This window comes from Undibacterium sp. Ji83W (assembly GCF_049340385.1).
Classification (GTDB): domain Bacteria; phylum Pseudomonadota; class Gammaproteobacteria; order Burkholderiales; family Burkholderiaceae_D; genus Undibacterium.
In genome coordinates, this window is record NZ_JBMPOZ010000026.1 from 1 (window position 1) to 23,471 (window position 23,471).

The 23,471-nt window shown below is 50.2% G+C and carries 26 protein-coding genes and 1 tRNA gene; 13 read left to right on the forward strand and 14 right to left on the reverse strand.

What is annotated here, in order from left to right; all coding sequences use genetic code 11:
• Positions 1–553: 553 nt before the first annotated feature.
• A complete protein-coding gene (locus tag ACO0LD_RS27880) occupies positions 554–1,330 on the reverse strand; it encodes an enoyl-CoA hydratase (RefSeq protein WP_110258199.1) in 777 nt (258 codons plus the stop codon).
• A 152-nt stretch (positions 1,331–1,482) separates the two neighbouring features.
• Between ACO0LD_RS27880 and ACO0LD_RS27885 the strand changes: the two genes are divergently transcribed.
• Complete coding sequence (locus ACO0LD_RS27885) at positions 1,483–1,653, forward strand: hypothetical protein (RefSeq protein ID WP_423012124.1); 171 nt, start codon at positions 1,483–1,485, stop codon at positions 1,651–1,653.
• Positions 1,654–1,671: 18 nt separating this feature from the next.
• On the opposite strand, the gene apaG is transcribed toward ACO0LD_RS27885, so the two are convergent.
• The gene (apaG, locus tag ACO0LD_RS27890; RefSeq protein WP_423012126.1) at positions 1,672–2,046 is read right to left on the reverse strand and encodes a Co2+/Mg2+ efflux protein ApaG; all 375 of its coding nucleotides are present in this window, start codon (positions 2,044–2,046) and stop codon (positions 1,672–1,674) included.
• Positions 2,047–2,149: 103 nt separating this feature from the next.
• Between apaG and rpe the strand changes: the two genes are divergently transcribed.
• The 7 genes from rpe (at position 2,150) to trpC (ending at position 8,199) form a co-directional block, all read left to right on the forward strand.
• Positions 2,150–2,815: a ribulose-phosphate 3-epimerase gene (gene rpe / locus ACO0LD_RS27895; RefSeq protein WP_423012128.1), complete on the forward strand. Its 666-nt coding sequence runs from the start codon at positions 2,150–2,152 to the stop codon at positions 2,813–2,815.
• Positions 2,816–2,881: 66 nt separating this feature from the next.
• Complete coding sequence (locus ACO0LD_RS27900) at positions 2,882–3,565, forward strand: phosphoglycolate phosphatase (RefSeq protein ID WP_423012130.1); 684 nt, start codon at positions 2,882–2,884, stop codon at positions 3,563–3,565.
• A 266-nt stretch (positions 3,566–3,831) separates the two neighbouring features.
• Entirely contained in the window at positions 3,832–5,328 is a 1,497-nt protein-coding gene (trpE, locus tag ACO0LD_RS27905; RefSeq protein ID WP_423012132.1) for an anthranilate synthase component I, read from the forward strand.
• A 4-nt stretch (positions 5,329–5,332) separates the two neighbouring features.
• The gene (locus ACO0LD_RS27910; RefSeq protein WP_423012134.1) at positions 5,333–5,752 is read left to right on the forward strand and encodes a GxxExxY protein; all 420 of its coding nucleotides are present in this window, start codon (positions 5,333–5,335) and stop codon (positions 5,750–5,752) included.
• Between the two features lie 41 nt (positions 5,753–5,793).
• Positions 5,794–6,366, forward strand: a complete 573-nt coding sequence (locus ACO0LD_RS27915) for an anthranilate synthase component II (protein ID WP_110258194.1) — start codon at positions 5,794–5,796, stop codon at positions 6,364–6,366.
• Positions 6,363–7,394: an anthranilate phosphoribosyltransferase gene (trpD, locus tag ACO0LD_RS27920; protein ID WP_423012136.1), complete on the forward strand. Its 1,032-nt coding sequence runs from the start codon at positions 6,363–6,365 to the stop codon at positions 7,392–7,394. The genes ACO0LD_RS27915 and trpD overlap by 4 nt, the downstream gene beginning before the upstream one ends.
• 4 nt (positions 7,395–7,398) lie before the next feature.
• A complete protein-coding gene (gene trpC, locus ACO0LD_RS27925; protein ID WP_423012138.1) occupies positions 7,399–8,199 on the forward strand; it encodes an indole-3-glycerol phosphate synthase TrpC in 801 nt (266 codons plus the stop codon).
• Positions 8,200–8,389: 190 nt separating this feature from the next.
• Here the strand turns inward: trpC and ACO0LD_RS27930 are convergent, their stop codons facing one another.
• The 6 genes from ACO0LD_RS27930 to ACO0LD_RS27955 all read right to left on the reverse strand — a co-directional run bounded on the left by ACO0LD_RS27930 (position 8,390) and on the right by ACO0LD_RS27955 (position 14,546).
• Positions 8,390–9,106 carry a hypothetical protein gene (locus tag ACO0LD_RS27930; RefSeq protein ID WP_423012140.1) on the reverse strand — a complete coding sequence of 239 codons (717 nt, stop codon included), beginning with the start codon at positions 9,104–9,106 and terminating at the stop codon, positions 8,390–8,392.
• 69 nt (positions 9,107–9,175) lie between these two features.
• Positions 9,176–11,038: a M61 family metallopeptidase gene (locus tag ACO0LD_RS27935; RefSeq protein WP_423012142.1), complete on the reverse strand. Its 1,863-nt coding sequence runs from the start codon at positions 11,036–11,038 to the stop codon at positions 9,176–9,178.
• Between the two features lie 83 nt (positions 11,039–11,121).
• Positions 11,122–11,586, reverse strand: a complete 465-nt coding sequence (locus ACO0LD_RS27940) for a DUF3429 domain-containing protein (protein WP_423012144.1) — start codon at positions 11,584–11,586, stop codon at positions 11,122–11,124.
• 224 nt (positions 11,587–11,810) lie between these two features.
• Positions 11,811–12,425 carry a nucleotidyltransferase family protein gene (locus ACO0LD_RS27945; RefSeq protein ID WP_423012146.1) on the reverse strand — a complete coding sequence of 205 codons (615 nt, stop codon included), beginning with the start codon at positions 12,423–12,425 and terminating at the stop codon, positions 11,811–11,813.
• Between the two features lie 23 nt (positions 12,426–12,448).
• Positions 12,449–13,189 (reverse strand): DsbC family protein, encoded by a 741-nt coding sequence (locus ACO0LD_RS27950; protein WP_423012148.1) that lies wholly within the window; start codon positions 13,187–13,189, stop codon positions 12,449–12,451.
• A 118-nt stretch (positions 13,190–13,307) separates the two neighbouring features.
• A complete protein-coding gene (locus ACO0LD_RS27955; RefSeq protein ID WP_423012150.1) occupies positions 13,308–14,546 on the reverse strand; it encodes a UbiH/UbiF family hydroxylase in 1,239 nt (412 codons plus the stop codon).
• 155 nt (positions 14,547–14,701) lie between these two features.
• Between ACO0LD_RS27955 and ACO0LD_RS27960 the strand changes: the two genes are divergently transcribed.
• A tRNA-Phe gene (locus tag ACO0LD_RS27960) sits at positions 14,702–14,777 on the forward strand.
• A 63-nt stretch (positions 14,778–14,840) separates the two neighbouring features.
• Here the strand turns inward: ACO0LD_RS27960 and ACO0LD_RS27965 are convergent.
• The 4 genes from ACO0LD_RS27965 to ACO0LD_RS27980 all read right to left on the reverse strand — a co-directional run bounded on the left by ACO0LD_RS27965 (position 14,841) and on the right by ACO0LD_RS27980 (position 18,409).
• Positions 14,841–14,969 (reverse strand): hypothetical protein, encoded by a 129-nt coding sequence (locus tag ACO0LD_RS27965; RefSeq protein WP_423012152.1) that lies wholly within the window; start codon positions 14,967–14,969, stop codon positions 14,841–14,843.
• 80 nt (positions 14,970–15,049) lie between these two features.
• On the reverse strand, positions 15,050–16,369 hold the full coding sequence (locus ACO0LD_RS27970; RefSeq protein WP_423012154.1) for an MFS transporter: 1,320 nt from the start codon (positions 16,367–16,369) through the stop codon (positions 15,050–15,052).
• Between the two features lie 123 nt (positions 16,370–16,492).
• The gene (locus tag ACO0LD_RS27975) at positions 16,493–17,299 is read right to left on the reverse strand and encodes a substrate-binding domain-containing protein (RefSeq protein ID WP_423012156.1); all 807 of its coding nucleotides are present in this window, start codon (positions 17,297–17,299) and stop codon (positions 16,493–16,495) included.
• 18 nt (positions 17,300–17,317) lie between these two features.
• A complete protein-coding gene (locus ACO0LD_RS27980; RefSeq protein WP_423012158.1) occupies positions 17,318–18,409 on the reverse strand; it encodes a porin in 1,092 nt (363 codons plus the stop codon).
• A 174-nt stretch (positions 18,410–18,583) separates the two neighbouring features.
• Between ACO0LD_RS27980 and ACO0LD_RS27985 the strand changes: the two genes are divergently transcribed.
• The 4 genes from ACO0LD_RS27985 (at position 18,584) to ACO0LD_RS28000 (ending at position 20,896) form a co-directional block, all read left to right on the forward strand.
• Positions 18,584–19,501: a LysR family transcriptional regulator gene (locus ACO0LD_RS27985; protein WP_423012160.1), complete on the forward strand. Its 918-nt coding sequence runs from the start codon at positions 18,584–18,586 to the stop codon at positions 19,499–19,501.
• A gap of 269 nt (positions 19,502–19,770) precedes the next feature.
• Complete coding sequence (locus ACO0LD_RS27990; RefSeq protein WP_423012256.1) at positions 19,771–20,250, forward strand: helix-turn-helix transcriptional regulator; 480 nt, start codon at positions 19,771–19,773, stop codon at positions 20,248–20,250.
• On the forward strand, positions 20,247–20,678 hold the full coding sequence (locus ACO0LD_RS27995) for a VOC family protein (protein WP_423012162.1): 432 nt from the start codon (positions 20,247–20,249) through the stop codon (positions 20,676–20,678). Before ACO0LD_RS27990 ends, ACO0LD_RS27995 begins: the two co-directional genes overlap by 4 nt.
• Positions 20,675–20,896, forward strand: coding sequence for a hypothetical protein (locus tag ACO0LD_RS28000; RefSeq protein ID WP_423012164.1), 222 nt, complete (start codon positions 20,675–20,677; stop codon positions 20,894–20,896). Before ACO0LD_RS27995 ends, ACO0LD_RS28000 begins: the two co-directional genes overlap by 4 nt.
• A 308-nt stretch (positions 20,897–21,204) precedes the next feature.
• On the opposite strand, the gene ACO0LD_RS28005 is transcribed toward ACO0LD_RS28000, so the two are convergent.
• Complete coding sequence (locus ACO0LD_RS28005) at positions 21,205–21,966, reverse strand: DUF4435 domain-containing protein (protein WP_423012166.1); 762 nt, start codon at positions 21,964–21,966, stop codon at positions 21,205–21,207.
• A 5-nt stretch (positions 21,967–21,971) separates the two neighbouring features.
• Positions 21,972–23,114, reverse strand: a complete 1,143-nt coding sequence (locus tag ACO0LD_RS28010) for an AAA family ATPase (RefSeq protein ID WP_423012168.1) — start codon at positions 23,112–23,114, stop codon at positions 21,972–21,974.
• Positions 23,115–23,471: the final 357 nt, after the last annotated feature.

Here is a 23,471-nt window from a genome sequence, read left to right on the forward strand (position 1 = left end):
CTCTTCAGCGGGATGCGAACTATAGCAAACTATCTCCCTACTTTGCAAGACCCTGGCGTAAATTATTTAGGGAATTCTTGGGGGAGGCTTATCTGGGGGCGACGACGGTTAATTTTGTAGGGTGCGCACGGCGCACCGCTCTTTGGTGGGCCGTGTACTGCTTCTTTACTACTTATAGGTGCAAAACTATCCGCTGTACATATAAGGTGCGGGAACGGTGCGCACGGCGCACCCTACAGCCCCGGTATTTGGCGTCTGTCCTGGTTGCCTGCTTCGCCGTTCATTGACGGACGACGCTAGGCTCCTGCCTGCGCAGGAGCGACGGGTCGGGGGCTATCTATATAGCGCTCATTTCGCCTATCGACCGAAACCCATCCCCATCCCTGCCTTCCCCTTGAAGGGGAAGGAGTTTTACGGCTTTGCGACATGCTGGCATTGCTTCGTGAATGAGATGTATTTTTTAGAGCTGTATAGATGCGATTTAATTTATAGAGGCGCGTCATATATGACGCGCCTTTACATAGCCTCTATATAACTAGAAACTAGAGACAAATTACTTATTCTTGAATACAGCCGGGCGTTTCTCCAGGAATGCCTGCATACCTTCTTTCTGATCTTCCGTACCAAAACTCGCCTGGAACAGGCGACGCTCGTACTGTATACCTTCTGACAGCGTAGTTTCATAAGCACGGTTGACGGATTCCTTGGCCATCATGATGATGGGCAAGGACATGGAAGCGATCACATTCGCTGCAGCAAATGCTTCTTCCATCAGCTTATCCAGCGGCACGACGCGGGATACCAGGCCTGCGCGTTCTGCTTCGACCACATCCATCATGCGCGCAGTCAGGCACATGTCCATGGCTTTGGATTTGGATATCGCACGTGGCAAACGTTGGGTGCCTCCAGCACCAGGCAAGGTGCCGAGCTTGATTTCTGGCTGGCCGAACTTGGCATTTTCTGCAGCGATAATGAAGTCGCACATCATGGCGACTTCGCAACCACCGCCCAGGGCATAACCGGCGACAGCAGCGATGACTGGCTTGCGGATCTGGCGCATGGTTTCCCAGTTACGGGTAATGTAGTCGTCCTTATAGGCATCCATGAAGCTATAGCCCACCATGGCGGCAATGTCGGCACCGGCGGCGAAGGCTTTTTCACTGCCAGTCAGGATAATGCAATGGATGTTTTCATCCTTGTCGAAAGCTTTCAGTGCCAGACCCAGTTCATCCATGAGCTGATCGTTCAGCGCATTCATGGCCTTGGGACGGTTCAAGGTGATCAAGCCGACTTTGTCGCGGGTTTCAGTCAAAATACATTCGTATGTCATAGACGCTCCTGATTTTATTGAGTAGGGGTATGCAGCATGAATGCCGGTATGCCTATTGTAATGCGCCGGACCAGCACCTGTAATTAGGTGCGCAAATAAGCGCACAAATTAGCAGGTACAATGCGCTTAATTTATTGAGCGAGGTGAATGCGATGTGGTTATTAGCGCTGGAAGCAGGCGTAGCGATGTTCATGCTGATTTTTATCGTCTGGTGGACGATGTTTCATGGCCGCGCGCCAGAAAGACCAGAAACACAACCCAAAGAAGATAAAAAGCCGATAGAGCAAAGCAAGCAAAGCCAGGATATTGAAAATCCGCAATAAGCCTGGACTATGTAAGTATCAATGCAGGGTACGCGGCAAAGACAAAACGAATTCGGGTATCTCTGCCTCAAAGCGATGGGCATCTTCTGCCACGCAGAAATAAGTGCCCTTCATGCTGCCCTGCGGGGTTCTCAATGAACTGCCGCTGGTGTATTCAAAGCTTTGTCCTGGAGCCAGGAAGGGTTGATGGCCAACTACTCCCAGACCCTTGACTTCTTCTACATGGTTGGTGCTGTCGGTAATGATCCAATGGCGGGAAATGACTTGCGCCGCCACGGTACCGGTATTCTTGATGGTGATGGTGTAGGCAAAAACGAAATTGTTTTGCTCAGGATCGGACTGGTCTTTGAGGTATTGCGTCGCCACCGATACATTTATTTCATACGCTGCCATAATTTTCTTTCATGATGAACTATGTTCATTGTGCCAGACGAAGACAACAGCCGCTTGCCCTCACAAGGTAAAATAGCATATCTTTTTCAAGCACGATTCCATCATGACTACTTTCCGCATTGCTCCCAGTATATTGTCCGCCGATTTCGCCCGTCTGGGAGAAGAAGTCCGCAATGTTGTCGCCGCTGGCGCTGACATGATCCATTTTGATGTCATGGACAATCATTATGTGCCCAACCTGACCATAGGCCCCATGGTGTGCGAAGCGATACGCCCGCATGTGCAAGTGCCTATCGATGTGCATCTGATGGTCAAACCTGTCGATCGCATCATCCCCGACTTTGCCAAGGCAGGCGCGAATATCATCACCTTCCACCCGGAGGCGTCGGAACATATAGACCGCAGCCTGCAAATCATACGTGACCATGGCTGCAAGGCTGGCCTGGTATTCAACCCTGCAACACCGCTGCATGTACTGGAAAATGTCATCGACAAAGTCGATATCGTTTTGATCATGTCGATCAACCCTGGCTTTGGCGGTCAGACTTTTATCCCGCATACACTGAAGAAAATCGCGCAAGCCCGCAAGATCATTGATGAATCTGGCCGCGACATCATGCTGGAAGTGGATGGCGGCGTCAAAATCGAGAACATCGCAGAGATAGCCCGTGCTGGTGCAGATACCTTTGTTGCCGGTTCTGCCATATTTGGCAAACCCGACTACAAAGCCATCATCGATGCCATGCGCCTTGAGTTGTCCAAGGTTTAACCCTCAATTTCATATTCAGGCTTTTCGCCACACCAGGCGGAAAGTCTACCTCTGATCGCCCCCGCCATGCTCAGCAAAATCAAAGCCGCCATCATCGATCTCGATGGCACCATGATCGATACCGCACCAGACTTTCTGGTCGCCATCAACCGCATGCGCGAGGACTTTGCGCTGGCACCGCTGACGCTGGATGTCATCAAGACTAAGGTGGGCAAGGGTTCTGAAAATCTGATCCAGCAAGTCTTGTCCCTGGATTTTGATGCCACTGGTGTAGCAGCCCGCTTTGATGATGCGCTGGCAGCTTACCAGCGTCATTACCTGGTCATCAATGGCGACCACAGCCAGCTTTACCTGCAGGTACATGAAGGCTTGCAAGCCATGCGCGACCTGGGTCTACGTTTGGTATGCGTCACCAACAAACCACTGGCGTTTGCCCTGCCATTGATGCAAAAGAAAGAAATACTTCATTATTTTGAGCAAGTCTATGGCGGTGACAGCTTTGCAAAAAAGAAACCTGACCCCCTGCCCATGCTGGAAGCCTGCAAGGCTCTGGACTTGCCACCATCACAAGTGCTGGCCATAGGCGATTCCAGCAATGATGCGATTGCTGCTCGCGCTGCCGGTTGCCCGGTCTTGACAGTGCCGTATGGATACAACCACGGTGAAGCTGTACAAAATATTCAAAGTGATGGTATAGTCGAAACCCTGTTGGTAGCAGCACAACTGCTGTCAGCGAAAAACTCTCATTGACTTTCAAACCATTCACATAACGAATGTTCCTCGATAACAAACGTTCCATGATCACTCCAGGCACTTTTGAGGCCTGGCTATGGCGACGCTGGCAATTCTGTTAATACACGAATGCCGCGAGTGGCTGTGCACATCCCCAGCACATCTTCTTGCTTGTTATATCAATCTGTTTTACCCGTCCATACTCTCTTGAGCGAATTTGCGTGCGCTGCTGCTGTAGACGCGTGCATAAGCTTCAGGAACAGGCAGGCGGTTGAAAGAAAACCATGACCGAACTCGAATTCAAATCGTTGGCCGCGCAAGGCTACAACCGTATCCCCATGATTGCGGAAGCCTTCGCCGATCTGGAAACCCCGCTCACCTTATATTTAAAACTCGCACAGACCCAAAACGGTGGCAAGAATACCTTCTTGCTTGAATCCGTCATGGGTGGCGAACGCTTTGGCCGCTATTCCTTCATAGGCTTGCCCGCCAATACCCTGGTGCGCAGCTTTGGTGAAAAAGTCGAAGTCCTGAAAAACGGCCAGGTCATAGAAAGCCGCGAAATGAACCCGTTGGATTTCATTGCTGAATTCCAGGCACGTTTCAAGGTTGCGCTGCGTCCTGGCCTGCCGCGCTTCTGCGGTGGCCTGGCTGGCTACTTTGGCTACGACGCCGTGCGCCATGTAGAAAAACGCCTGTCTGGCAAGGCACCAAAAGATGATCTGGGCTTGCCAGAGATACAGTTATTGCTGACCGAAGAACTGGCCGTCATCGACAATGTATCCGGCAAACTCTATCTCATCGTGTATGCCGACCCTACCCAGCCAGAAGCCTGGTCCAAAGCTCGCCAGCGCCTGAAAGACTTGCGCGCCATGCTGCGCCGTAGTGTTGATGCCCCTGTCACATCGGCGTCTGTCCGTACAGAATCGATACGCGAGTTTGCCAAGGAAGATTATCTGAAGGCTGTAGAAAAAGCCAAGGAATACATCATGGCCGGTGACCTCATGCAAGTGCAGGTAGGCCAGCGCATCAAGAAGCCCTATGTTGATTCACCGTTGTCACTGTACCGCGCCCTGCGTTCGCTGAACCCATCACCCTATATGTATTTCTATAATTTTGGCGACATGCAAATCATCGGTGCATCGCCAGAAATTCTCGTGCGCAATGAAAGCCTGAATGATGGCAGCAAGAAAGTCACCATACGCCCACTGGCTGGCACCCGCCCACGCGGGACAACACCAGAACGCGATGCGGAACTGGCCAAAGAATTGCTGGCTGACCCGAAAGAAATCGCCGAACACGTGATGCTGATAGACCTGGCCCGCAATGATATAGGCCGCATCGCCCAGACCGGCAGCGTCAAGGTCACTGATCAGATGGTCATAGAAAAATATTCGCATGTACAACACATCGTCTCGAATGTAGAAGGTGTCTTGCAAGCTGACTTGTCCAACCTTGATGTATTGAAAGCCACCTTCCCGGCAGGCACATTGTCTGGCGCGCCGAAAGTCAGGGCAATGGAACTTATCGATGAACTGGAACCTGTCAAACGCGGCATTTATGGCGGTGCCTGTGGTTACCTGTCCTTCGGTGGCGAAATGGACCTGGCGATCGCGATACGCACCGGTGTCTTGAAAGACGGCATGCTGTATGTGCAGGCAGCCGCCGGTGTAGTGGCTGATTCAGTTCCAGAAATGGAATGGCAGGAAACCGAAAACAAGGCACGCGCAGTATTGCGTGCAGCAGAACAAGTGCAAGATGGCCTGGATGGGGAAATTTAAAAAAATGCCAGACCAAACTGCTCACCACAGAGACACCGAGACACAGAGAAAAGCGAAGTATGACTTGTTAAGTGAACAGGTCATAGGTGCAGCAATAGAAGTGCACAAGCATCTGGGTCCAGGTCTTTTGGAGAGTGCGTATGAAAACTGCCTGTGCCATGAATTGTATTTGCGCAAACTGAGTTTTAAACGCCAAGTTAGTCTGGACATTGCATACAAAGGTATACAAGTTGAGTCTGCTTATCGACTCGATTTAGTAGTAGAAGATAGTCTGGTACTGGAACTGAAAGCGATAGAGTCACTGCTCCCTGTTCATACCGCACAACTACTTACCTACTTACGCCTGACTGGTTATAAAACTGGATTACTTATTAATTTCATGGTGCCCGTATTAAAAAGCGGGATCAAAAGGGTTTCTCTGTGAAACTCTGTGTCTCCGTGACTCTGTGTTGAGAGGTCTTACTTATGTTACTGATGATAGACAACTACGATTCCTTCACCTACAACCTGGTGCAATATTTTGCCGAGCTGGGTGAGGATGTGCGTACCTACCGTAATGATGAAATTACGATAGAAGAAATTGAAGCACTGAAGCCTGATCACATCTGTATTTCACCTGGCCCTTGTACACCGGCAGAAGCAGGTGTTTCCATCGCCGTCATAGAACGCTTCGCTGGCAAGACACCCATCCTCGGCGTCTGCCTTGGTCACCAGGCCATAGGTGCGGCATTTGGTGGCAAGGTTATCCGCGCCAAGCAAGTCATGCATGGCAAGACTTCTGCCATTGCCCATACTGGCGTTGGCGTCTTCAGGAATTTGCCCAGCCCTTACACGATTACCCGTTACCACTCTCTGGCAATAGAACGTGCCAGCCTGCCGGATTGCCTGGAAGTGACCGCATGGACAGATGACGGCGAAATCATGGGTGTGCGCCATAAGGAATTCAATCTCGAAGGCGTGCAATTCCACCCCGAATCCATATTGTCCGAGCACGGCCACGCCCTGCTGAAAAACTTTTTGACTGGAACAGCATCATGACCATATCTCAACAAGAAGCACTGACACGCCTGATAGAACACCGTGAAATTTTTCACGATGAAATGCTGTTCCTGTTCCGCAAACTGATGGGTGGCGAAATGTCGCCAGTCATGATTACCGCACTGACCATGGGCTTGCGCGTCAAGAAAGAAAGCATAGGCGAGATCACTGCCGCCGCCCAGGTCATGCGTGAATTCTCGACCAAGGTGCCACTGGCAAATACGGACAACATGATCGACATCGTCGGTACTGGTGGTGATGGCGCGCATACTTTCAATATCTCTACTGCATCCATGTTTGTCACGGCTGCTGCAGGCGCGCGTGTTGCCAAGCATGGCGGCCGCAGTGTGTCCTCCTCATCTGGCAGTGCTGATGTGCTCGAATCCTTGGGCGCGAATATCAATCTCAAGCCTGAGCAGATCGCCCAGTCGATAGCACAAACCGGCATAGGTTTCATGTTTGCACCGAATCACCATGCCGCGATGAAGCATGCTGCGCCAGTGCGCCGCGAACTTGGTGTACGTACCATTTTCAATATCCTCGGGCCATTGACCAATCCAGCAGGCGCTCCGAATATTTTGATGGGCGTGTTCCACCCTGATCTGGTGGGCATACAAATCCGCGTCTTGCAAAGGCTGGGGGCACAACATGCACTGGTGGTGTGGGGGCGTGACAATATGGACGAAGTTTCACTTGGTGCACCTACCATGGTGGGTGAGCTGGTGAATGGCGAAATCAGAGAATATGATATACACCCGGAAGACTTTGGCTTGCAGATGGTATCCAATCGCAACCTGCGTGTATCTGGTGCCGATGAGTCAAAAGCCAAGATACTTGAAGTGATGAATAATGTGCCTGGTGGGGCTACCGATATCGTTGCCCTGAATGCGGGTGCGGCCTTGTATGGTGCAGGTATCGCCACGTCAATCGCGGACGGTGTCAAGCTGGCCCAGACAGCTATCGCATCCGGCGCAGCCAAAACCAAGCTGGAACAGTTTATTGAAGTCACCCAGCAATTAGGGAAGTAAGCCCATGTCTGACATTTTAAATAAAATCCTGGCAGTCAAAGCGGATGAAGTGGCAGCAGCCAAGAAATATCAATCCTTTGCCAGCCTGCGTGCAGAAGTTGAATCAAACAAGGAAGCACAAGCTGATCTGCGCAGTTTTGAAGGCAGCTTGCGTGGCAAGATTGCGGCTGGCAAGGCGGCGGTGATTGCTGAAATCAAAAAGGCTTCACCTTCAAAAGGTGTGTTGCGCCCTGACTTTCATCCAGCCGAGATTGCCCGAAGCTATGCAGAACATGGTGCGGCCTGTTTGTCAGTACTGACCGATGTGCAGTTCTTCCAGGGCGCGCCTGAATATCTGCAACAGGCGCGTGCAGCGTGCAGCCTACCAGCACTGCGCAAGGATTTCATGATCGATCCTTATCAGATTTATCAGGCCAGGCATTGGGGTGCAGATTGCATCCTGCTCATCGTCTCTGCACTTGATCACGGCCTGATGGCTGATCTGGAAGCCTGCGCACATGAATTGGGCATGGGTGTCCTGGTTGAAGTACATGATGCTGAAGAACTGGAAGCCGCCCTGAAACTCAAGACGGCCATGCTGGGTATCAACAACCGCAACCTGCGTACTTTTGAAGTGTCGCTGGATACGACAATAGATTTGCTGCCAAGGATTACGCCAGACAAACTGGTGATTACCGAATCCGGCATCATGTCAGCAGCGGATGTCACACGTATGCGGGAAGCTAATGTGCATGGCTTTTTGGTGGGCGAGGCTTTTATGCGGGCTGAGAATCCGGGGGCAGAACTGGCTAAAGTGTTTGGATAGTTTGCGACAAACGTGCAAATTTAGCTCCGTCACTCAATCCTACGTTTACTGGTAATTTCGTCGCTCCTGCGCAGGCAGGAGCCCAGCGGCGTTCGTCGATTGTCGGAGACGTTTTTAACGTCTGAACAAAAAACTCCCTCTTTTTGTCTGGTTAAAGGAAGCTAGGTATTGCATCCGACAGAACACACACTCACCATTTACACCCCTTCCCACTTACCGTATCCGCCACGATCACCCCAGCGACAAGCAAACCGGATATAGCGACATTGCCTACCCTCGCCCCTTGCGAATACGCATTCATGCAGTTTTTTCGTTTGGCATCCGCGACATCCCTGCCAAATTTTTCTTCCATTCTCAATTCAGTGACAGGCTGACTAAAAGCCAATACAGGCTCTTTCAAACGCTGCTTCTTGTCATTCGCGACAGCACCGCGCCGCAAGGCTCCGAGATCCAGCGAGACTGATTTACTCTCTGCTGCAGGCTGAGTATCTGACAGCTCAATTATAGGAAAGGTCTGGGGTTCAGGCGATGAGTCTGCAGAAGTTGGCCTGCTCTTTTCACGAACAGATGGCAATCCCGGCGTGACTACCTTGGTTGCCCGAACAACTTCAGGCTGCGCTTCGGGCTTGGCTTTGGGAAGAGACTTTGACACAGACTGCACCATACTGACATCCAGATACGTCAAGCCATCCTGCTTATTTACATACCGCCCATGTATCTGCCGCAAACTCAGCAACAAGATCAGATGCAATAGAATGATCCCTGCCCAGTTAAGAGACTTTTGCCAAAGCGCTTGCTGTGAGTAAGAAGTCGATACAGTCATGCAGGCCCAGGTGAGGTAATAATTTGTTATGACAAAATCATACAACAGAAAGTTCAGCGCCTGCGCAGCAGAAATATCAGGCATAAAAAAACGCCGTACAGCAAATCACTGTACGGCGTGTTATCAGATATCAGATCAGATGCAGTTTATAACTTACTTCTTGCCAGGCTTCTGAAAGCTTGGTCTCACTAAACTGGCAGACTTGCCCGCTGCCTGCACTGTCAGAGTGACGGCTGGTACATCATCCGCCTGCAATTTAGCCTGCACTGTCAGCAATTCATCACGACGGAAGGCGTGAATCTGTACAGTTTCAGCAACACGATAACGACCCAGCGCCGTAGCCAAACTATCGGCAGCATCTGCAGCAGTTACACGCAAACCATTGACGGCGACGATGACATCGTTTGGCGACAAACCAGCGACATGCGCTGCACGACCTTCATGTGCATTGGCGATCTTGCAGTCATTACCGTCACGCACCACACGCACACCGAGGCTAGCTTTTTTACTTGCACTGCCGTCGTTTACCTGCAAGGCGAAGTCTGCATACAAATCTGCCAGCGGCACGTCTTCAGTCCCGCGCACATATTTATCGATGAAGCGGCGTACGTTCACGCCAGTGACTTGTTCCACCAGGCTTTCAAACTCAGTCTCGCCCAGGCCTTGCTGCTTGCCTGACAGAGTGCGCTCATAAAAGTCGCGGCCAAATTTTTGCCACATCGCACGCATGACGTCATCAAGGGATTTTTTACCTGCAGTTTCTGCACGTATCGTCAAATCCAGGCCCAGTGCCACCAGAGAACCCTTGGTGTAATAGCTGACTATCGCATTCGGTGAATTTTCATCCTGGCGATAATATTTGGTCCAGGCATCGAAGCTGGATTCAGCCACGCTTTGCTTTGTACGACCGCTACCGCGTGTCACCATATTGATGGTCTTGGCCAGCAACTTGAAGTAAGCAGCTTCATCAATCACGCCTGAGCGTACCAGCATCAGGTCATCATAATAACTGGTGAAACCTTCAAATACCCACAACAGGCTTGTGTAGTTTTCGTGACGCAAATCATAGCTGGCAAAGGCCGCAGGCTTGATACGCTTGACGTTCCAGGTGTGGAAATATTCATGGCTGCACAGGCCCAAAAAGCCACGATAGCCATCACTCATTTCTGCATGGTGTTTGACTGGCAAATCAGTGCGGTTGCAAATCAATGCGGTAGAAGCACGATGTTCCAGGCCGCCATAACCTTCACCGACCACCATGGTCATGAAGACATAACGGTCCATCGGTGCTTTCTTGGTACGCGGCTCAAAAAAGGCGATCTGGGTTTCGCAGATTTTTTTGACATCAGCGACCATGCGCTCCATGTCCATGTTTGGTACTTTACCAGTCACGACAAAATCATGGGAGATGCCGTGCGCATCAAATGTCGCCATAGCGAAATCACCCATCTCAACCGGGTGATCAATCAACTCATCATAATTGGCAGCTACATAAGTACCAAAGCCATAGCGTTTGGCTTTCAACTCAGGCAAGGACGTGGCAACGCGCCAGGTTTTGCAGGCAGCGTCATCAGCACGTTGAATGTCGACCACATGCGGGTTCATCTCCTGTCCATGCACGCTCAGGAACACGCTGGTGCCATTGAAGAAGCCATGGCTTTGATCCAGGTGCGCTGCACGAACTGACAAATCCCAGGCATATACTTCATAAGTGATACGCAAAGCACCTTTGCAAGACGCAGCTTGCCAGGTGTGTTTGTCCAGCTTTTTCAGTGCGACTTTTTTACCTTCAGAGCTGGCCTTGATCTGCACGATGTTGCGGGCAAATTCACGCACCATATAACTGCCTGGTATCCAGGCTGGCAAGCTGACAATCTGGCCTTCAGCATCAGGTGCCGCGATGTCCAGCGTAACCAGATACATATGTCCAGCCAGGTCTTTGGGAACGATGGTATACGCCAGCGCATGCGCAGATACAGCCGCACCAGGTCTCTTTGTTGTTATCGTTTTTTTCATGCTGAACGATCTTTCTGTTTCTTTATTTATTAATTAGTCTGCTGATCCAGGCTATATGCCAAGGCTGCATATGAAATTGCATACTAAGCTGAGGGATAGGTGCGCACATTAGCGGCGATAAAGGTAAAAATCTGCGCGCCCACGACCACGCGGGTCAGTTGCAAACGTAAATTGATAAACCATTCTGGCACGCCATAACTTTGGTACAGCCGCTTGTCTATCTTATAGGTCATGATAAAACCAGCTACCTGCACCACAAAGCCAATCAGCATTTGACTCATAAACAACCAGGCAATAATAATTGGGACCACCGCCCAGATGAGTGCCTTTTTTGTCTCTTTCTCATTAGCGCCGCCTGCCATGAGGACCACTCCCCAGTGCAAGCCGCCAAGGAAAGAAAGAATCACAATGCCATAATGCAGCTGCGCTTTGATGAGCGCTCCCAACCAGTCTGGATGCACGATCCAGCAAGCCAGCGTCAAGAAGACAAATGGCGCAAGGCCAGCAAAACCAATTCGTATCGCCAGTTTTTGATTGAGATTATTCATAGATTTTGGCAGCACCAATACCGCCACGTCTTAAATCAGGTGGAAGAAAACCGCTATTCTATGGTTATTTTAGTTGTATAGATATATCCACAAGCTATTTAGAAGTAACAAAACTGGCGAGGAAGGTGAAAAATTGTAGAAAACTCTTATATATAAGGGCTATCATCTGCTAAAACATGTCTTATTTGCAGGGTTTTCGTCACAAAATCATTGATCTCAGCATTTCAAGCATTTGCTTTCCCATCAGGATGCAGATGATTGAGCAAGGCATCCTGGGTATCGATGTCCTGATGAATACCTGGGTCATCCACCTCCACTTGCGTTACCGGATTGCTTTGCAAAAGACTGCGGGCACCGACATCGCCCTGCAAATCCAGTAATTGCGGCAAATATTGATGCGCAAACCCGACTGGGTTGCCGCGCCGCCTCTGATACACAGGCACCACGATCTCTGCCCCCGCTTGCAGGGCATTAAAGAGTAGTGTCATGGTGGAAGGTTTTACTGCGGGCATATCTGCCAGGGCGATCAGCCAACCGGCACTGTCAGCCGTGGTACGCAAGGCATGCTTGAGGGAATTGGCCATGCCTGCATCGGCATCATGACAGACCAGGCACTCAACGCCCATTGCCTGCAATTGATCCGATAACGCAGCATTATCTGGCCTGAGTACCGCGACAACTTGCGGCATGGCCGCTAGCAAATTCTGTGCACTATGCTGCGCTACGGATTTGCTGTCGGCCAATTTTTGCAAAAGCTTGTCGCGCTGGCCGCTGGCATCAAAACGGCGACCTCGCCCCGCTGCCAGCAAAATGCCTGTCCAGCGCGGTGTCGAAGTCATAGAAAAAAGTTTTAGCTGGCTTTTTAGTTGGCTTTATTGCCGCTGGCTGCCGCAGCGATCCTGCTTTCCAGCATTTTCACATCCAGCATACCAGGTGCACGGCTGCCATCAGTGAAGATGACTGATGGTGTGCCGGTCACACGCATCTTTTGACCGAGGGCAAAAATCTTGTCATTCGGCGTATTGCAATTGGCCGGCGCTTCTGGCGCTACCTTGCCATGCAACATCCAGTCATCCCAAGCCTTGTTACGGTCAGCAGAACACCAGATGTTTTTTGACTTGGTCTTGGAATCATCCGCCAGAATGTTATACATGAAAGTGTAAACAGTGATGTTATCCATACTCGTCAAGGTCTTGCGGAACTGTTTGCAATAGCCACAGTTCGGGTCTTCAAATACTGCAATGACACGCTTGCCATCACCCTTGACCATCTTCAGGGCAGATTCCAGCGGCAGATCAGAAAACTTCACCTTGCTCAAATCATCTACCCTGGCCTTGGTGTAATTGGTGCCATTTTTTGCATCTATGACTTCACCCGAGAACAGGAATTGCGCTTTCTCATCGGTGTATAAAATGTCTGAACCTATGCGTACTTCAAACAATCCAGAGTATGGCGTCTTGGTCACAGAATCAACTTTCACACCTTCTCGAAAGGTTGGCTGTATCAGCTTGCGCACACTGGCTTCTTGTGCCGTCTCAGCTGCGAATACATTGCCAGCTAAAGCCAGCGTCATGATCATCAAGCCTTGCAGTGTTTTTTTCATCTTCAGTCTTCTTTCATTTTTCATCAGGCTTACGCACAATCGCCAGCACCATGTCCTGGTACTTGGTCGTGCTCATCGCAGCAATCTTACATATGGACACCAGCACACCGCGCCAGGTTTATTTCCCCATGGCGTGGGCGATTAATTTGTTCTTTATGACTGGTAACCGGTCCAGCAAGTTCAATCCCAGATCACGTATTGTACGCAAAGGCGTCAAATCAGATGCAAACAGGCGCGCCAGACCATCCGTGGTCGCCAGCATCAGCATCACTTCTTCCTTGCGTGCGCGCTGGTAACGGCCCAGCAAACGGGCATCACCACAATCACGATGCGCCTCTTTTTCTTTAATCACTTTCAGCAAATCAACCACATCGGCAAACCCCAGGTTCATGCCATGCCCAGCCAGCGGATGCACTGCATGCGCCGCATCCCCCACCAATGCAACCCGTGGCGCGATCATGCTATGTGGCCGCATCAAGCGCAAGGGAAATGCCTTGATCGCCTCCGGCAAGACCGGCTGCAAAGGCCCGAGCACCTCTCCACAATATGGCATCAAGCGCTCGACCAATGCAGAAAGTGGCTCGCGCAATAAAGTCTCTGCCAGCGCATCCGGTGCCGACCATACCAGCGACACGCGATTACCCGGCAAAGGCAATAAAGCAATAATACCTTGATCTTGCACAAACCACTGATGAGCAACACCATGATGCGGTTTAGCGCATTCAAAATTGGTCACAACACCATGCTGGTCATAAGAACGATAATCCAGACCGATATCGCAAGCACCGCGCACCCAGGACTGCGCACCATCAGCTCCAACAACCAAAGATGCACGTATGCTGCTGCCATCATCCAGCACCACTTGTGCAGCATCAGCACCAACTTCCAAAGCTTGCGCCCGCCCCTGCACCAGCGTCAGGTTTTGCGCGAACCGCAAGGCAGTATCCAGCGATTGGTTCAGATTCTTGTCTTCAACGATCCAGGCCAGCTCATTCACATGCGCGCCATAGGCATCAAAGCCCAGCTTGCCCGCATCGACGCCACCTCCCTGCACCTGCATGGCCGACACAGGTGCTACCCGTGCCTGGTCCAGCGCATCCCAGACTTTTAGCGAAGACAACAAATCATGCGCCACATGGTTCAGCGCATACACCCGCACATCCCAGTCAGCCGAAGCAGATGCAGAACCGGGAACCGAACCGGGAGCCGAACCTGGAACAATTGCAGGCACACCAGAACCCGGCGCGCACAACAAACTCACACGCAAACCCGCCTGGGCAAAGCCCAAAGCAGCCGCCTTGCCAACCGCCCCATTACCAACGATACAAATATCGCAATCCCGCACCTGAGCAGACATCAGTCCCCCATTAAAAACCAGATAATGCCCCATTATACGGGAAGCCCACCCACCTGCCCGATGCGCCAGATCAAAGCCCCGCCATAGAGGGAAACACAGGTTTTTTCAGAAAAAGCTTGCAAACCACACCCAACATGTCTATAATTCTTGGTCTTGGCCTGGTAGCTCAGTCGGTAGAGCAGAGGATTGAAAATCCTTGTGTCGGTGGTTCGATTCCGCCCCGGGCCACCAAGAATGAGCAGTAAAATAAAAATGGTTACACGCTTCGGCATGTAGCCATTTTTATTTTGTCCCTCATTTTTTAGTCGCTGACAGCATGGCAGTACCGACCGCCCGTGCCGAGATCAAGATAAGTTCACGGGTAGTGCAGAAAACCTGCAGGGTAAACCAGTCAGCCAGCGGGGTCGTCAGGATGCGCCGCATCAGTGAAAAGCGGCAGATGGCCTGGTCGTTACCACGCCATCTGCCATGCTGTATGCAACAGCAGTCGTCTTTAAAATAGATTAACGTTCTTTTACTATCCCACGATAAATCAGGAAAGTCGCGAGCAAGCCAAAGCTGCCGGCCATCGCCATCCAGTAACCTGGCGATGCCTTGTCGCCGGTGGTTTCTATCAGCCAGGTAGAAACCAGTGGCGTCAGCCCACCAAACAAGGCTGTGGCCAGGCTGTATGCCAGTGAAAAGCCGGTGGTACGGATGCGCACAGGAATAATCTCGGTCAGCGCAACAATCGTCGCACCGTTATAACTGCCATACAGGAAGGACAGCCACAGCTCAACGATCAGCATGTGTTGAAAACTGGGGTTGGCGATCAGCCATGACAGCAAAGGGTAAGCCGTCACTGCCGTCAGGCCAGAGAACAACGCCATGATGGGCCATCTGCCGATGCGGTCAGACAGCGCACCCATGACCGGCAGCCAGATAAAATTGGATACCCCCACGCACAATGTCACCAGCAGACTTTCCACCGTCGTCAGTTTCAACACGGTCTTGCCAAAGGTCGGCGTGTAGACGGTGATCAGGTAAAACGACACCGTGGTCATCACGATCAGCATGGTGCCAGTGACCACCAGCGGCCAGTTAAGGGAAATGGTTTTCAGCATTTCCTTGAAGCTGGGATGCGTTTTTTGCGCCAGGTATTCTTCAGTCTCTTGCAGTGAGCGGCGAATGTAAAACACCACCGGGATAATGGAACAGCCAATGAAGAAAGGAATGCGCCAGCCCCAATCGGCAATGAATTCCTTGCTCAGGGTTTCATTCAAGAAGTAACCCAGGCCTGCCGAAAAGATGATGGCCACCTGCTGGCTGGCTGATTGCCAACTGACATAAAAACCCTTGTGACCCGGCGTCGCCATTTCGGACAGATAGACCGATACACCACCCAGTTCCACCCCGGCGGAAAAGCCCTGCAACAAGCGGCCGACCAGCACCAGGAAAGGCGCCAGCAAACCTATGGTGGCATAACCGGGAATGAAGGCGATCATGGCAGTACCAGACGCCATAATACCCAAGGTCAGCACCAGGCCCTTGCGACGACCGATGCGGTCGATATAACTGCCAAGGATGATTGCCCCCAGCGGTCGCATGAAGAAACCTGCGCCGAAAGTAGCAAAGGTCATCATCAGGGCGGCATATTCACTGGTAGCCGGAAAGAATGCCTTGGCGATATAGGTGGCATAAAATCCGAACAGGAAAAAGTCATACATTTCAATGAAATTGCCGCTCGTGACACGGATCACGGTAGAAAATTTCGATTGGCGTGGTGCTGGTGCACTGCTTCCCTGATCAACGCTGTGGGGAGCTATGGTGGTTGCGCTAGACATGCTATTCGACCTTTGTAGTCGGTGGCTGATTTTTCAGTCAGCCGGGTCTGTGAAAATTGAAACGGGATAATTGAAACGGGATAACAGGATAAAACGAGACAAAACGAAAGAAAGCGGAACAAATTATTTCTTGCCTGCTACTGGCTCAAGACCAGTCTCTGCAATCGTACCGGCATTTTTTTCTGACGACAAAAAGTTCAACAACGCCTGTGCCTGAGGCTGCACTTTGCTGCCAGTGACAATGGCGGCAGAGAAAGTCGTCGTCAATTGTACTTCTTGCGGCAACAGGCCTACGATGTCTATGCCCTCTACCGGCAATAATTCACTGCGCTGCTGGCATCCAAAATCGGCTTCGCCATGGGCGATGATTTCACCGACTGGCGTAGCCGGAATTTGTGCCGCTTTGCCCTGCATCTGTTCGGTGATCTCCAGTTTTTTCATCAACTGGTGTTTGATATATTCACCACTGGCGCTATCGGAATAAGCCACCTTGCGGGCCTTCAGAAAAGCATTCTTCAAACCATCAACGGTACTGATGTCTGGTTTGGCATTGCCTTTTTTTACTGCGCAGGCGATCGGTGAATTTGCCAGCACCACCTTGCTGCCAGCTACCAGCTTGCCTTCTTTCATCAGGGTGTCGAGCGAATCGCCTACCATAATAACGACATCAATTTCTTCGCCGCGTGCCATGCGCACCGGGATGGCATTGGTGGTCGTGCCCATGGATGGTCCCCAGCCGGACACCAGCTTGTCACCGCTGGCCTGCTCATACGCTGGTGCCAGGTTTTTGTAGGCCTGGGCAAAACCGCCCGAACTGATCACCCTGATGTCGGCAGCCACCGCCTGGCCGCCTGCAAGCAAGTTGGCAGCGGCCAGGGTAAGCAGCGTGATTTTAATATTGATATTAAAGCGGGAGATAAATCTGGACATGACGATTCCTTTCATCGGTCAGAACTTGTGCATCAGGCCCAGCGTCAGGCCAAAGCCATTGCTGCTGTTGGTCTGGCTGCCGGTGATACCGGCGGCATTGCCTCTCCAGTTGGTGTAATCGGTTTCGATATACACAGTGCTGCGTTTAGACAGGGCTTTTTCAAGGTAAGCGAAACTGCGGTCAAAGCCGTCATCGACAAAACCACTGGCTTCGCGGCGTACGCGGTAATACGCCGTGGTCAGGGTCAGGTCGGGAACTACAGCAAATGCGGCACCAACAGAAGCGATGCGCTGACGGGTTTGTCTGGTGCTGCTGGTGTCGGCGCGATTACTGCCAACATTGGCCTTCAATTGAACGCTACCGAATTGGCAGGCCGCACCCAGGGTATAGGCTTGCAGGCCAAAATCGGCACTGTTTTTGAATTTCATGTAAGCGCCAGAAACACTCAAGCCATCCTGCTGATAAGCCAGACCGACACCCATGGTAGACAAGGCACTGCTATTGCCCGCCACTTCACCAAATGAATACGAAACACGCGCCACCAGCGGACCAAAGTCGCCTGTGTATTTCAGCATATTATCCAGACGATAATAATTGTCAGCATAGCCGCTGGTACCATATTGCACGCCAAATGCATGCGTGCCAAAAGCGGTATTGCTGAGTGCGGTGACATTAATGTTAGGGTTGAAGCTCGCATAACGCATGCCCAGCGGGTCTACTGGCGAAATAGCGTCGGACAGGATAGTCGCCTGGCGACCGGCAGTCAGGCTGCCGTAGCCGGATTTGATGCCGACAAAGGCCAGGCGGTCAAACAGTTTGTCTGATTTGGCTGAGGCACCGGTATCAATATTCAAGCCACCTTCGAGCTGGAATACAGCTTCCATGCCATCGCCCAGGGCCTCTTGCCCTTTGATACCCCAGCGGCTGGTATTATTGATGCCGCTGCTTAAGGCCATCGTGGAACCGGATGCAACTGGAGCATTGCTGGCATTGATGCCCGTACCATAATGCACGCCCAGATCGGCTATGCCATACGGCGTGACGGAGGATTGTGCAAAGGCGTTGCCGCTGGCACCCAGCAGGACGACGAGGTAAGAAGGTTTGAACATGTTGTCTCCAAAGTTTTTTGCCTTCTTGATGAGGCATTTTGTTTGCAATATTGCTATGCGGTGAACTGGCAATGAAACTGGTCGACGCAAATGCCACTGCCTGCTCTTTCTTTGGCCTGCATCATCCTTCACGTGGCATAATTTGTGAATTGCAATATTTCTTAAGATTAATGCATGGGACGCATCAATTTCGATTTACAGGAACTACAGGCTTTCGTGGCCGTGGCAGAACGCAGCAGCTTCAAGCAGGCTGCCGAAGACCTGTTCTTGTCGCAACCAGCACTGAGCCGCCGCATAGAAAAGCTGGAAGACACGCTGGGCGTTAAATTATTTGAACGCACTACACGACGCGTACAACTGACGAATATAGGCCGCGGGTTTCTGACCAATGTGCGTACCGCGCTGGATGAGCTGGAAGGCGCGATACTGGGTGTATCTGACCTGGCCGCACACCGCACCGGCATTGTCACCTTGGCCTGCGTGCCATCTGCCGTGCATTATTTTTTACCGGCGGTGCTGAAAAACTTTACCGAACGTTTTCCCAAGATACGCGTACGCATCCATGATGAAAGCGCGCAAGACGTGCTAAACCTGATCCTGGCTGGCGAAGCCGATTTCGGTATCAATTTTGCCGGTGCCGAAGATCCTGAAATCGACTTCAAGCCCATCTACAAAGAGAGTTATGTGCTGGCCATGCGCCATGACCATCCACTGGCCAAGCGCAAGAAACTGTCATGGAAGGAAACCGCCAACGAGCGCTATATTTCCGTTTCCAAATCCAGTGGCAACCGCAGTCTGATCGACAATGCCCTGGCGGGTGTAGAAAAACATCCAGCCATCTTTTATGAAGTCAATCATGTATCCGGCATTCTGGCACTGGTTGAAGCAGGCATGGGCGTAGCGGCAGTACCGCGATTATCCCTGCCTCCACACATCCAGGCTACGCTGGTCGGTGTGCCTTTGGTGAACCCGCCCATCCGCCGGACGCTGGGCCTGATCAGTAAACGTGGACGCATCATGCCACCCGCAGCACAAACCCTGTTTGACATGCTGGAGCAGAGTATCAAGAACGATAAAAAATCCCTGCCCTGATGAAACCACTCCCCTTTTGCGACTATTGTTCTGAAACAGCATCTGTATGTACGAGCCATCTGTGCCGTTATCCTTGGTATAGGCTTTGCTGATATCATTCATACAGCTTTTGTAGAACAAACTTTTTGTGTGTCTTCGATTTTCACTAAAAATGGCAAAGCTTGAAATTTCTTGTGTCGGTGGTTCGATTCCGCCCCGGTTTACCAAGAATCCGTTTCATCATCAGCGCCACCCTCTCAGGTCGGCGTTTTTATTTGCGCGAGGATAAGATGCCTCAGAGTCCCCAGCTATTACGACGTTTGCTGCGAGCTAAAGACCGGATGGATGGTGCAGCCCATGAGGACTGGCCTATCCACAAGTTGGCGCAAGTGAGCGCAGTATCGGCGGCACACTTCGCGCGCGAGTTCAAGAAGGCTTTCGGCCTGCCTCCCCATCGTTACCTGCTCACACGCCGCATCGAGCGGGCTAAAACCCTGTTGCGCGACACTGATCTGCCCGTTACCGAGATCGCACTCCAGACTGGCTGGAGCAGTCTTGGCACCTTTGGGCGCATCTTTCGTGATATTACTGGCGAAAGCCCGGGAGAGCTCAGGGAGCGCGAACGCACACTTCCGCATGCGGGCGTGCATATCCCCGAGTGCGTCATGCGCAATGCGGCGCGTCCTGACCTCAATACAGCAGTTTTGGAGAAGCGGCGAATCGAAGCCGCTGGCAAACTGGAGCCTCAATTAAATCAGGAGGATATATGACTCAAGGTGTCAATGTGGCAGGTCTGTATGTGCATGATCAGGATGAAGCGCTGGCATTCTACGTCGGCAAGTTGGGGTTCCTTGTCCACACCGATGTTCGTAACGGTAGTTATCGCTGGCTGACGGTCCAGCATCCAGACCAGCCCTCTTTCCAGCTCGGTTTGTCTGTGCCCGGAGCACCACTGCATGACGCAGCAACCGCGCAGACCTTGCATGAGATGGTGGCGAAAGGGGCCATGCCACCAAACGTGCTATTGGTAGATAACTGCCGCGCTGCCTACGACCGTTTGAGCAAGTGCGGCGTTGAGTTCACACAGGAACCCGTGGACCGTTATGGCACAGTGGATGCTGGTTTTCGCGACCCTTCTGGCAATGGATGGAAAATGATAGAGGCCGCGACCAAGCCACAAGCGGGGAAATCATCATGAACTTGAGCGAATGGATACGACAAAGTCACCGCTGGCTGTCCATCGTTTTCACACTGACAGTCATCGCCAATTTTGCGGCAAGGGCAATTAGTCCAGGTGAGCCGTCGCCGTGGATAACATATGCGCCGCTGCCTCCGCTGTTTCTGATGCTATTTTCAGGTTTATATATGTTCGCCTTGCCTTATACAAGCAAGTGGCGCATCAGGCAGCGCACGTAGGAAGTGCAGCTTGAGCCAAATGCAATCGTGTCAAATACTGGCCGGGTCTCAAGACAATTACTGAAAGTGCTTGCGTTGCTGTTTCGATTCTGCCAAAGGTCACCAAGGGATATTTGGTAAAAGGTTACGACGACGTAAGCTCTTCTTCCATCTCAAATCCCGAATCTGCAAGATTCTTACCTGCTCTACAAAAAATACTTTATCCCCACATTTGGTAAATGGTACCGATGGCTTAAATTTCAACGATATTAATTGATCTGAACATTTCATTTGCGCTCGAATAAAATGACATCGCTCAATAATGCGCACTAACCTGCACTTAATTCATTAATTCGATTCTCCACCTGCATGCATAATTTAAGTAGAAATGATCCGGGACGTGCTGCTACGCTTTCAAATAACGCATCGCTTGTGTGATGAACACCACCTCTTCGGCTATTTGTATTCTCAATTAGTAAATTAAATAGCGATTTACCGCGCATCAACCGTTTATAGTCAGCAGAAATAGTTCCTCTTAGTTCAGAAGGATACTCCTCATCCTCCGCCAAAGCTAACAATGAAGGTCTCTGTTTTGGATCAAGCACATGCTTCGGATGCAACTTAATTGGACAACTTTGATCATGCAGATGTCTAGCCAAAGCCAATGCGTACCACTCAATAAATTCTTCGATCTGTTGTTCATACTTCGAAAATTCAGTACCACTCAAAAGCTCCCAGAACTGACCGTCCCGATAAACGTCATTCTCAATCGAATAACCATCTGTAAAAAGCAAACTAGCATTCTCGAATGCTAGCGGAATACCAGTATTTACCCATATATCTTTGTCGACAATAAAAATCACTCGTACAGACGCAGGAATTTCATTACGCCTCTCAAATATTTTTAAAACCTTTTCTCGCCCACCTGCTGAAAACACGTCTACCCCGACATGCTCAAGCATTCTTTCAAATCTACGGTAGACAATGATGTCGCCTGTTCCTTCAACTATGATTGTAGGGAGGCCTGTATTCTTAAGGAACGCTAATATTTCCTCTACAGAAATTTCATTTTTTCTTCTATTCTTCACCATAGCTGCTATTCCTCTTCATCACCGCGATCGAGATCAATTTGAATTTCTTTGTCAGGATACTTGCTGTAAATAAAAGGAGAATGTGTGGCAATTACGAACTGGTTCGACCCCTGTTGCGCCATCAATGTTGGAAAAAGTTGCCTTTGCCAATCCACATGGAGACTTAGTTCCGGCTCATCAATAAAAATGAGTGAGTTTTGATAAAATGCGTTATACGCAATGAAACTTAACATTTGCTTTTCACCGGCAGATAGTGCCTCTGAATTAACTGCGTTCGCCGCATCACCAAAACTGAGTGTTCTACTTAGTTTTATGCCAGAGTGTTTAAGCAATTTCATTGCGAGGGTTTTGACTGCCTCTAACGGTTTCATAATTGTTTCTCGGGACGCTTCCATACTTTCGATTTGTCGGCGTATCTCGACTAGAGTATTTGTAGCTACGCCAAGCAGAACATCGTTATTAAGTCCACCAAGCTGAACATCGTTATTAAGCCCTTGTTGGGCAACTCCATAAGTTTTAATTTTTTGAATAATGTCTTGAGATGTTTGCTGTTGAAGTTGATTGTATTTCTCAGATAGGTCCGTGTACTGACGAACGAGCAGAGAAACTATATCAACCGTACTTAATGAAGCAACAAAAACATGATTTCCATTTGAAAGTTTTTTTGACAGCGCGATAAGAGATTCCTCAATATCATTCTTCGCCTTTGACAATGGATTCACTTTGTCACTTAGTGTAAACCCGCCTTCGATTCGCCGAAACGTTGGGAGAAAAACAGAGGATCCAAGTTTGAGAAGCTGTCGATCCACTTCGTCTTCGGCATTTATTACTATATCTCCCTCATCATCAATATAATCCTCGTGAAAGGTCTCTTCATCACCAATTGTCAGTTGTATTCGACATCTATTAGATGAAACTCTATAAATAACGCATTCATATAAATCCGTGCTTAGAACTGCTTTTTTAAACTCCACTTCTTTAAGTGCCAAGAGTATGTTTCCACTCATGGTGTACCAGAGAAGTTTCAGTACACTCGTCTTCCCGGATCCGTTGCGCCCCGTAATAATGTTTAAGTCTGAGTTGAAAGTAAGCTTTACTGGCAACTCCTTGCCAAGAAGCCCAAATACCTCAAAAGACAATATTTTCACTTGCTCACTCCCATACGTATTAACATTATGATCCAGCTTTAGATGTATTTTTGTAGCATATAATAGCAAATATGCAATGCAATGCTCAAATTAAATGATCGCAAGCTGTTAGATTTATTTTGTCTTAGATCACAAACTTATAGATTTGTACTCTAACTAGCCTTCTGGATAATTTGCATCCATTATTGCCAATGTTTCGAATACAATTTTACTTTCTTGATTAGTAGGATTGATTAAGGTTTCATTATCCGACGTTGGTACATTCATGACAATATTCCATTCCAGTGGATCGCAAAACAACTGGACATCTCTCGCAACACTGTCCGATGCTATAAAGCCTTCGAGGTTAAAAGAGTG

Bases quoted from the DNA above. Each gene is read 5' to 3' on its own strand.
- ACO0LD_RS27935 (WP_423012142.1), bottom strand. From the start codon at position 11,038: ATGAAAAAAACGATAACAACAAAGAGACCTGGTGCGGCTGTATCTGCG.
- trpC (WP_423012138.1), top strand. From the start codon at position 7,399: ATGTCTGACATTTTAAATAAAATCCTGGCAGTCAAAGCGGATGAAGTG.
- ACO0LD_RS27985 (WP_423012160.1), top strand. From the start codon at position 18,584: ATGGGACGCATCAATTTCGATTTACAGGAACTACAGGCTTTCGTGGCC.
- ACO0LD_RS27930 (WP_423012140.1), bottom strand. From the start codon at position 9,106: ATGCCTGATATTTCTGCTGCGCAGGCGCTGAACTTTCTGTTGTATGAT.
- ACO0LD_RS27900 (WP_423012130.1), top strand. From the start codon at position 2,882: ATGCTCAGCAAAATCAAAGCCGCCATCATCGATCTCGATGGCACCATG.
- ACO0LD_RS27955 (WP_423012150.1), bottom strand. From the start codon at position 14,546: ATGTCTGCTCAGGTGCGGGATTGCGATATTTGTATCGTTGGTAATGGG.
- ACO0LD_RS28005 (WP_423012166.1), bottom strand. From the start codon at position 21,966: ATGGTGAAGAATAGAAGAAAAAATGAAATTTCTGTAGAGGAAATATTA.
- ACO0LD_RS27940 (WP_423012144.1), bottom strand. From the start codon at position 11,586: ATGAATAATCTCAATCAAAAACTGGCGATACGAATTGGTTTTGCTGGC.
- ACO0LD_RS28000 (WP_423012164.1), top strand. From the start codon at position 20,675: ATGAACTTGAGCGAATGGATACGACAAAGTCACCGCTGGCTGTCCATC.
- apaG (WP_423012126.1), bottom strand. From the start codon at position 2,046: ATGGCAGCGTATGAAATAAATGTATCGGTGGCGACGCAATACCTCAAA.
- ACO0LD_RS27970 (WP_423012154.1), bottom strand. From the start codon at position 16,369: ATGTCTAGCGCAACCACCATAGCTCCCCACAGCGTTGATCAGGGAAGC.
- ACO0LD_RS27945 (WP_423012146.1), bottom strand. From the start codon at position 12,425: ATGACTTCGACACCGCGCTGGACAGGCATTTTGCTGGCAGCGGGGCGA.
- ACO0LD_RS27990 (WP_423012256.1), top strand. From the start codon at position 19,771: ATGCCTCAGAGTCCCCAGCTATTACGACGTTTGCTGCGAGCTAAAGAC.
- ACO0LD_RS27980 (WP_423012158.1), bottom strand. From the start codon at position 18,409: ATGTTCAAACCTTCTTACCTCGTCGTCCTGCTGGGTGCCAGCGGCAAC.
- ACO0LD_RS27950 (WP_423012148.1), bottom strand. From the start codon at position 13,189: ATGAAAAAAACACTGCAAGGCTTGATGATCATGACGCTGGCTTTAGCT.
- ACO0LD_RS27975 (WP_423012156.1), bottom strand. From the start codon at position 17,299: ATGTCCAGATTTATCTCCCGCTTTAATATCAATATTAAAATCACGCTG.
- ACO0LD_RS27885 (WP_423012124.1), top strand. From the start codon at position 1,483: ATGTGGTTATTAGCGCTGGAAGCAGGCGTAGCGATGTTCATGCTGATT.
- ACO0LD_RS27965 (WP_423012152.1), bottom strand. From the start codon at position 14,969: ATGCGGCGCATCCTGACGACCCCGCTGGCTGACTGGTTTACCCTGCAG.
- rpe (WP_423012128.1), top strand. From the start codon at position 2,150: ATGACTACTTTCCGCATTGCTCCCAGTATATTGTCCGCCGATTTCGCC.
- trpE (WP_423012132.1), top strand. From the start codon at position 3,832: ATGACCGAACTCGAATTCAAATCGTTGGCCGCGCAAGGCTACAACCGT.
- ACO0LD_RS27880 (WP_110258199.1), bottom strand. From the start codon at position 1,330: ATGACATACGAATGTATTTTGACTGAAACCCGCGACAAAGTCGGCTTG.
- ACO0LD_RS27915 (WP_110258194.1), top strand. From the start codon at position 5,794: ATGTTACTGATGATAGACAACTACGATTCCTTCACCTACAACCTGGTG.
- ACO0LD_RS27910 (WP_423012134.1), top strand. From the start codon at position 5,333: ATGCCAGACCAAACTGCTCACCACAGAGACACCGAGACACAGAGAAAA.
- ACO0LD_RS27995 (WP_423012162.1), top strand. From the start codon at position 20,247: ATGACTCAAGGTGTCAATGTGGCAGGTCTGTATGTGCATGATCAGGAT.
- trpD (WP_423012136.1), top strand. From the start codon at position 6,363: ATGACCATATCTCAACAAGAAGCACTGACACGCCTGATAGAACACCGT.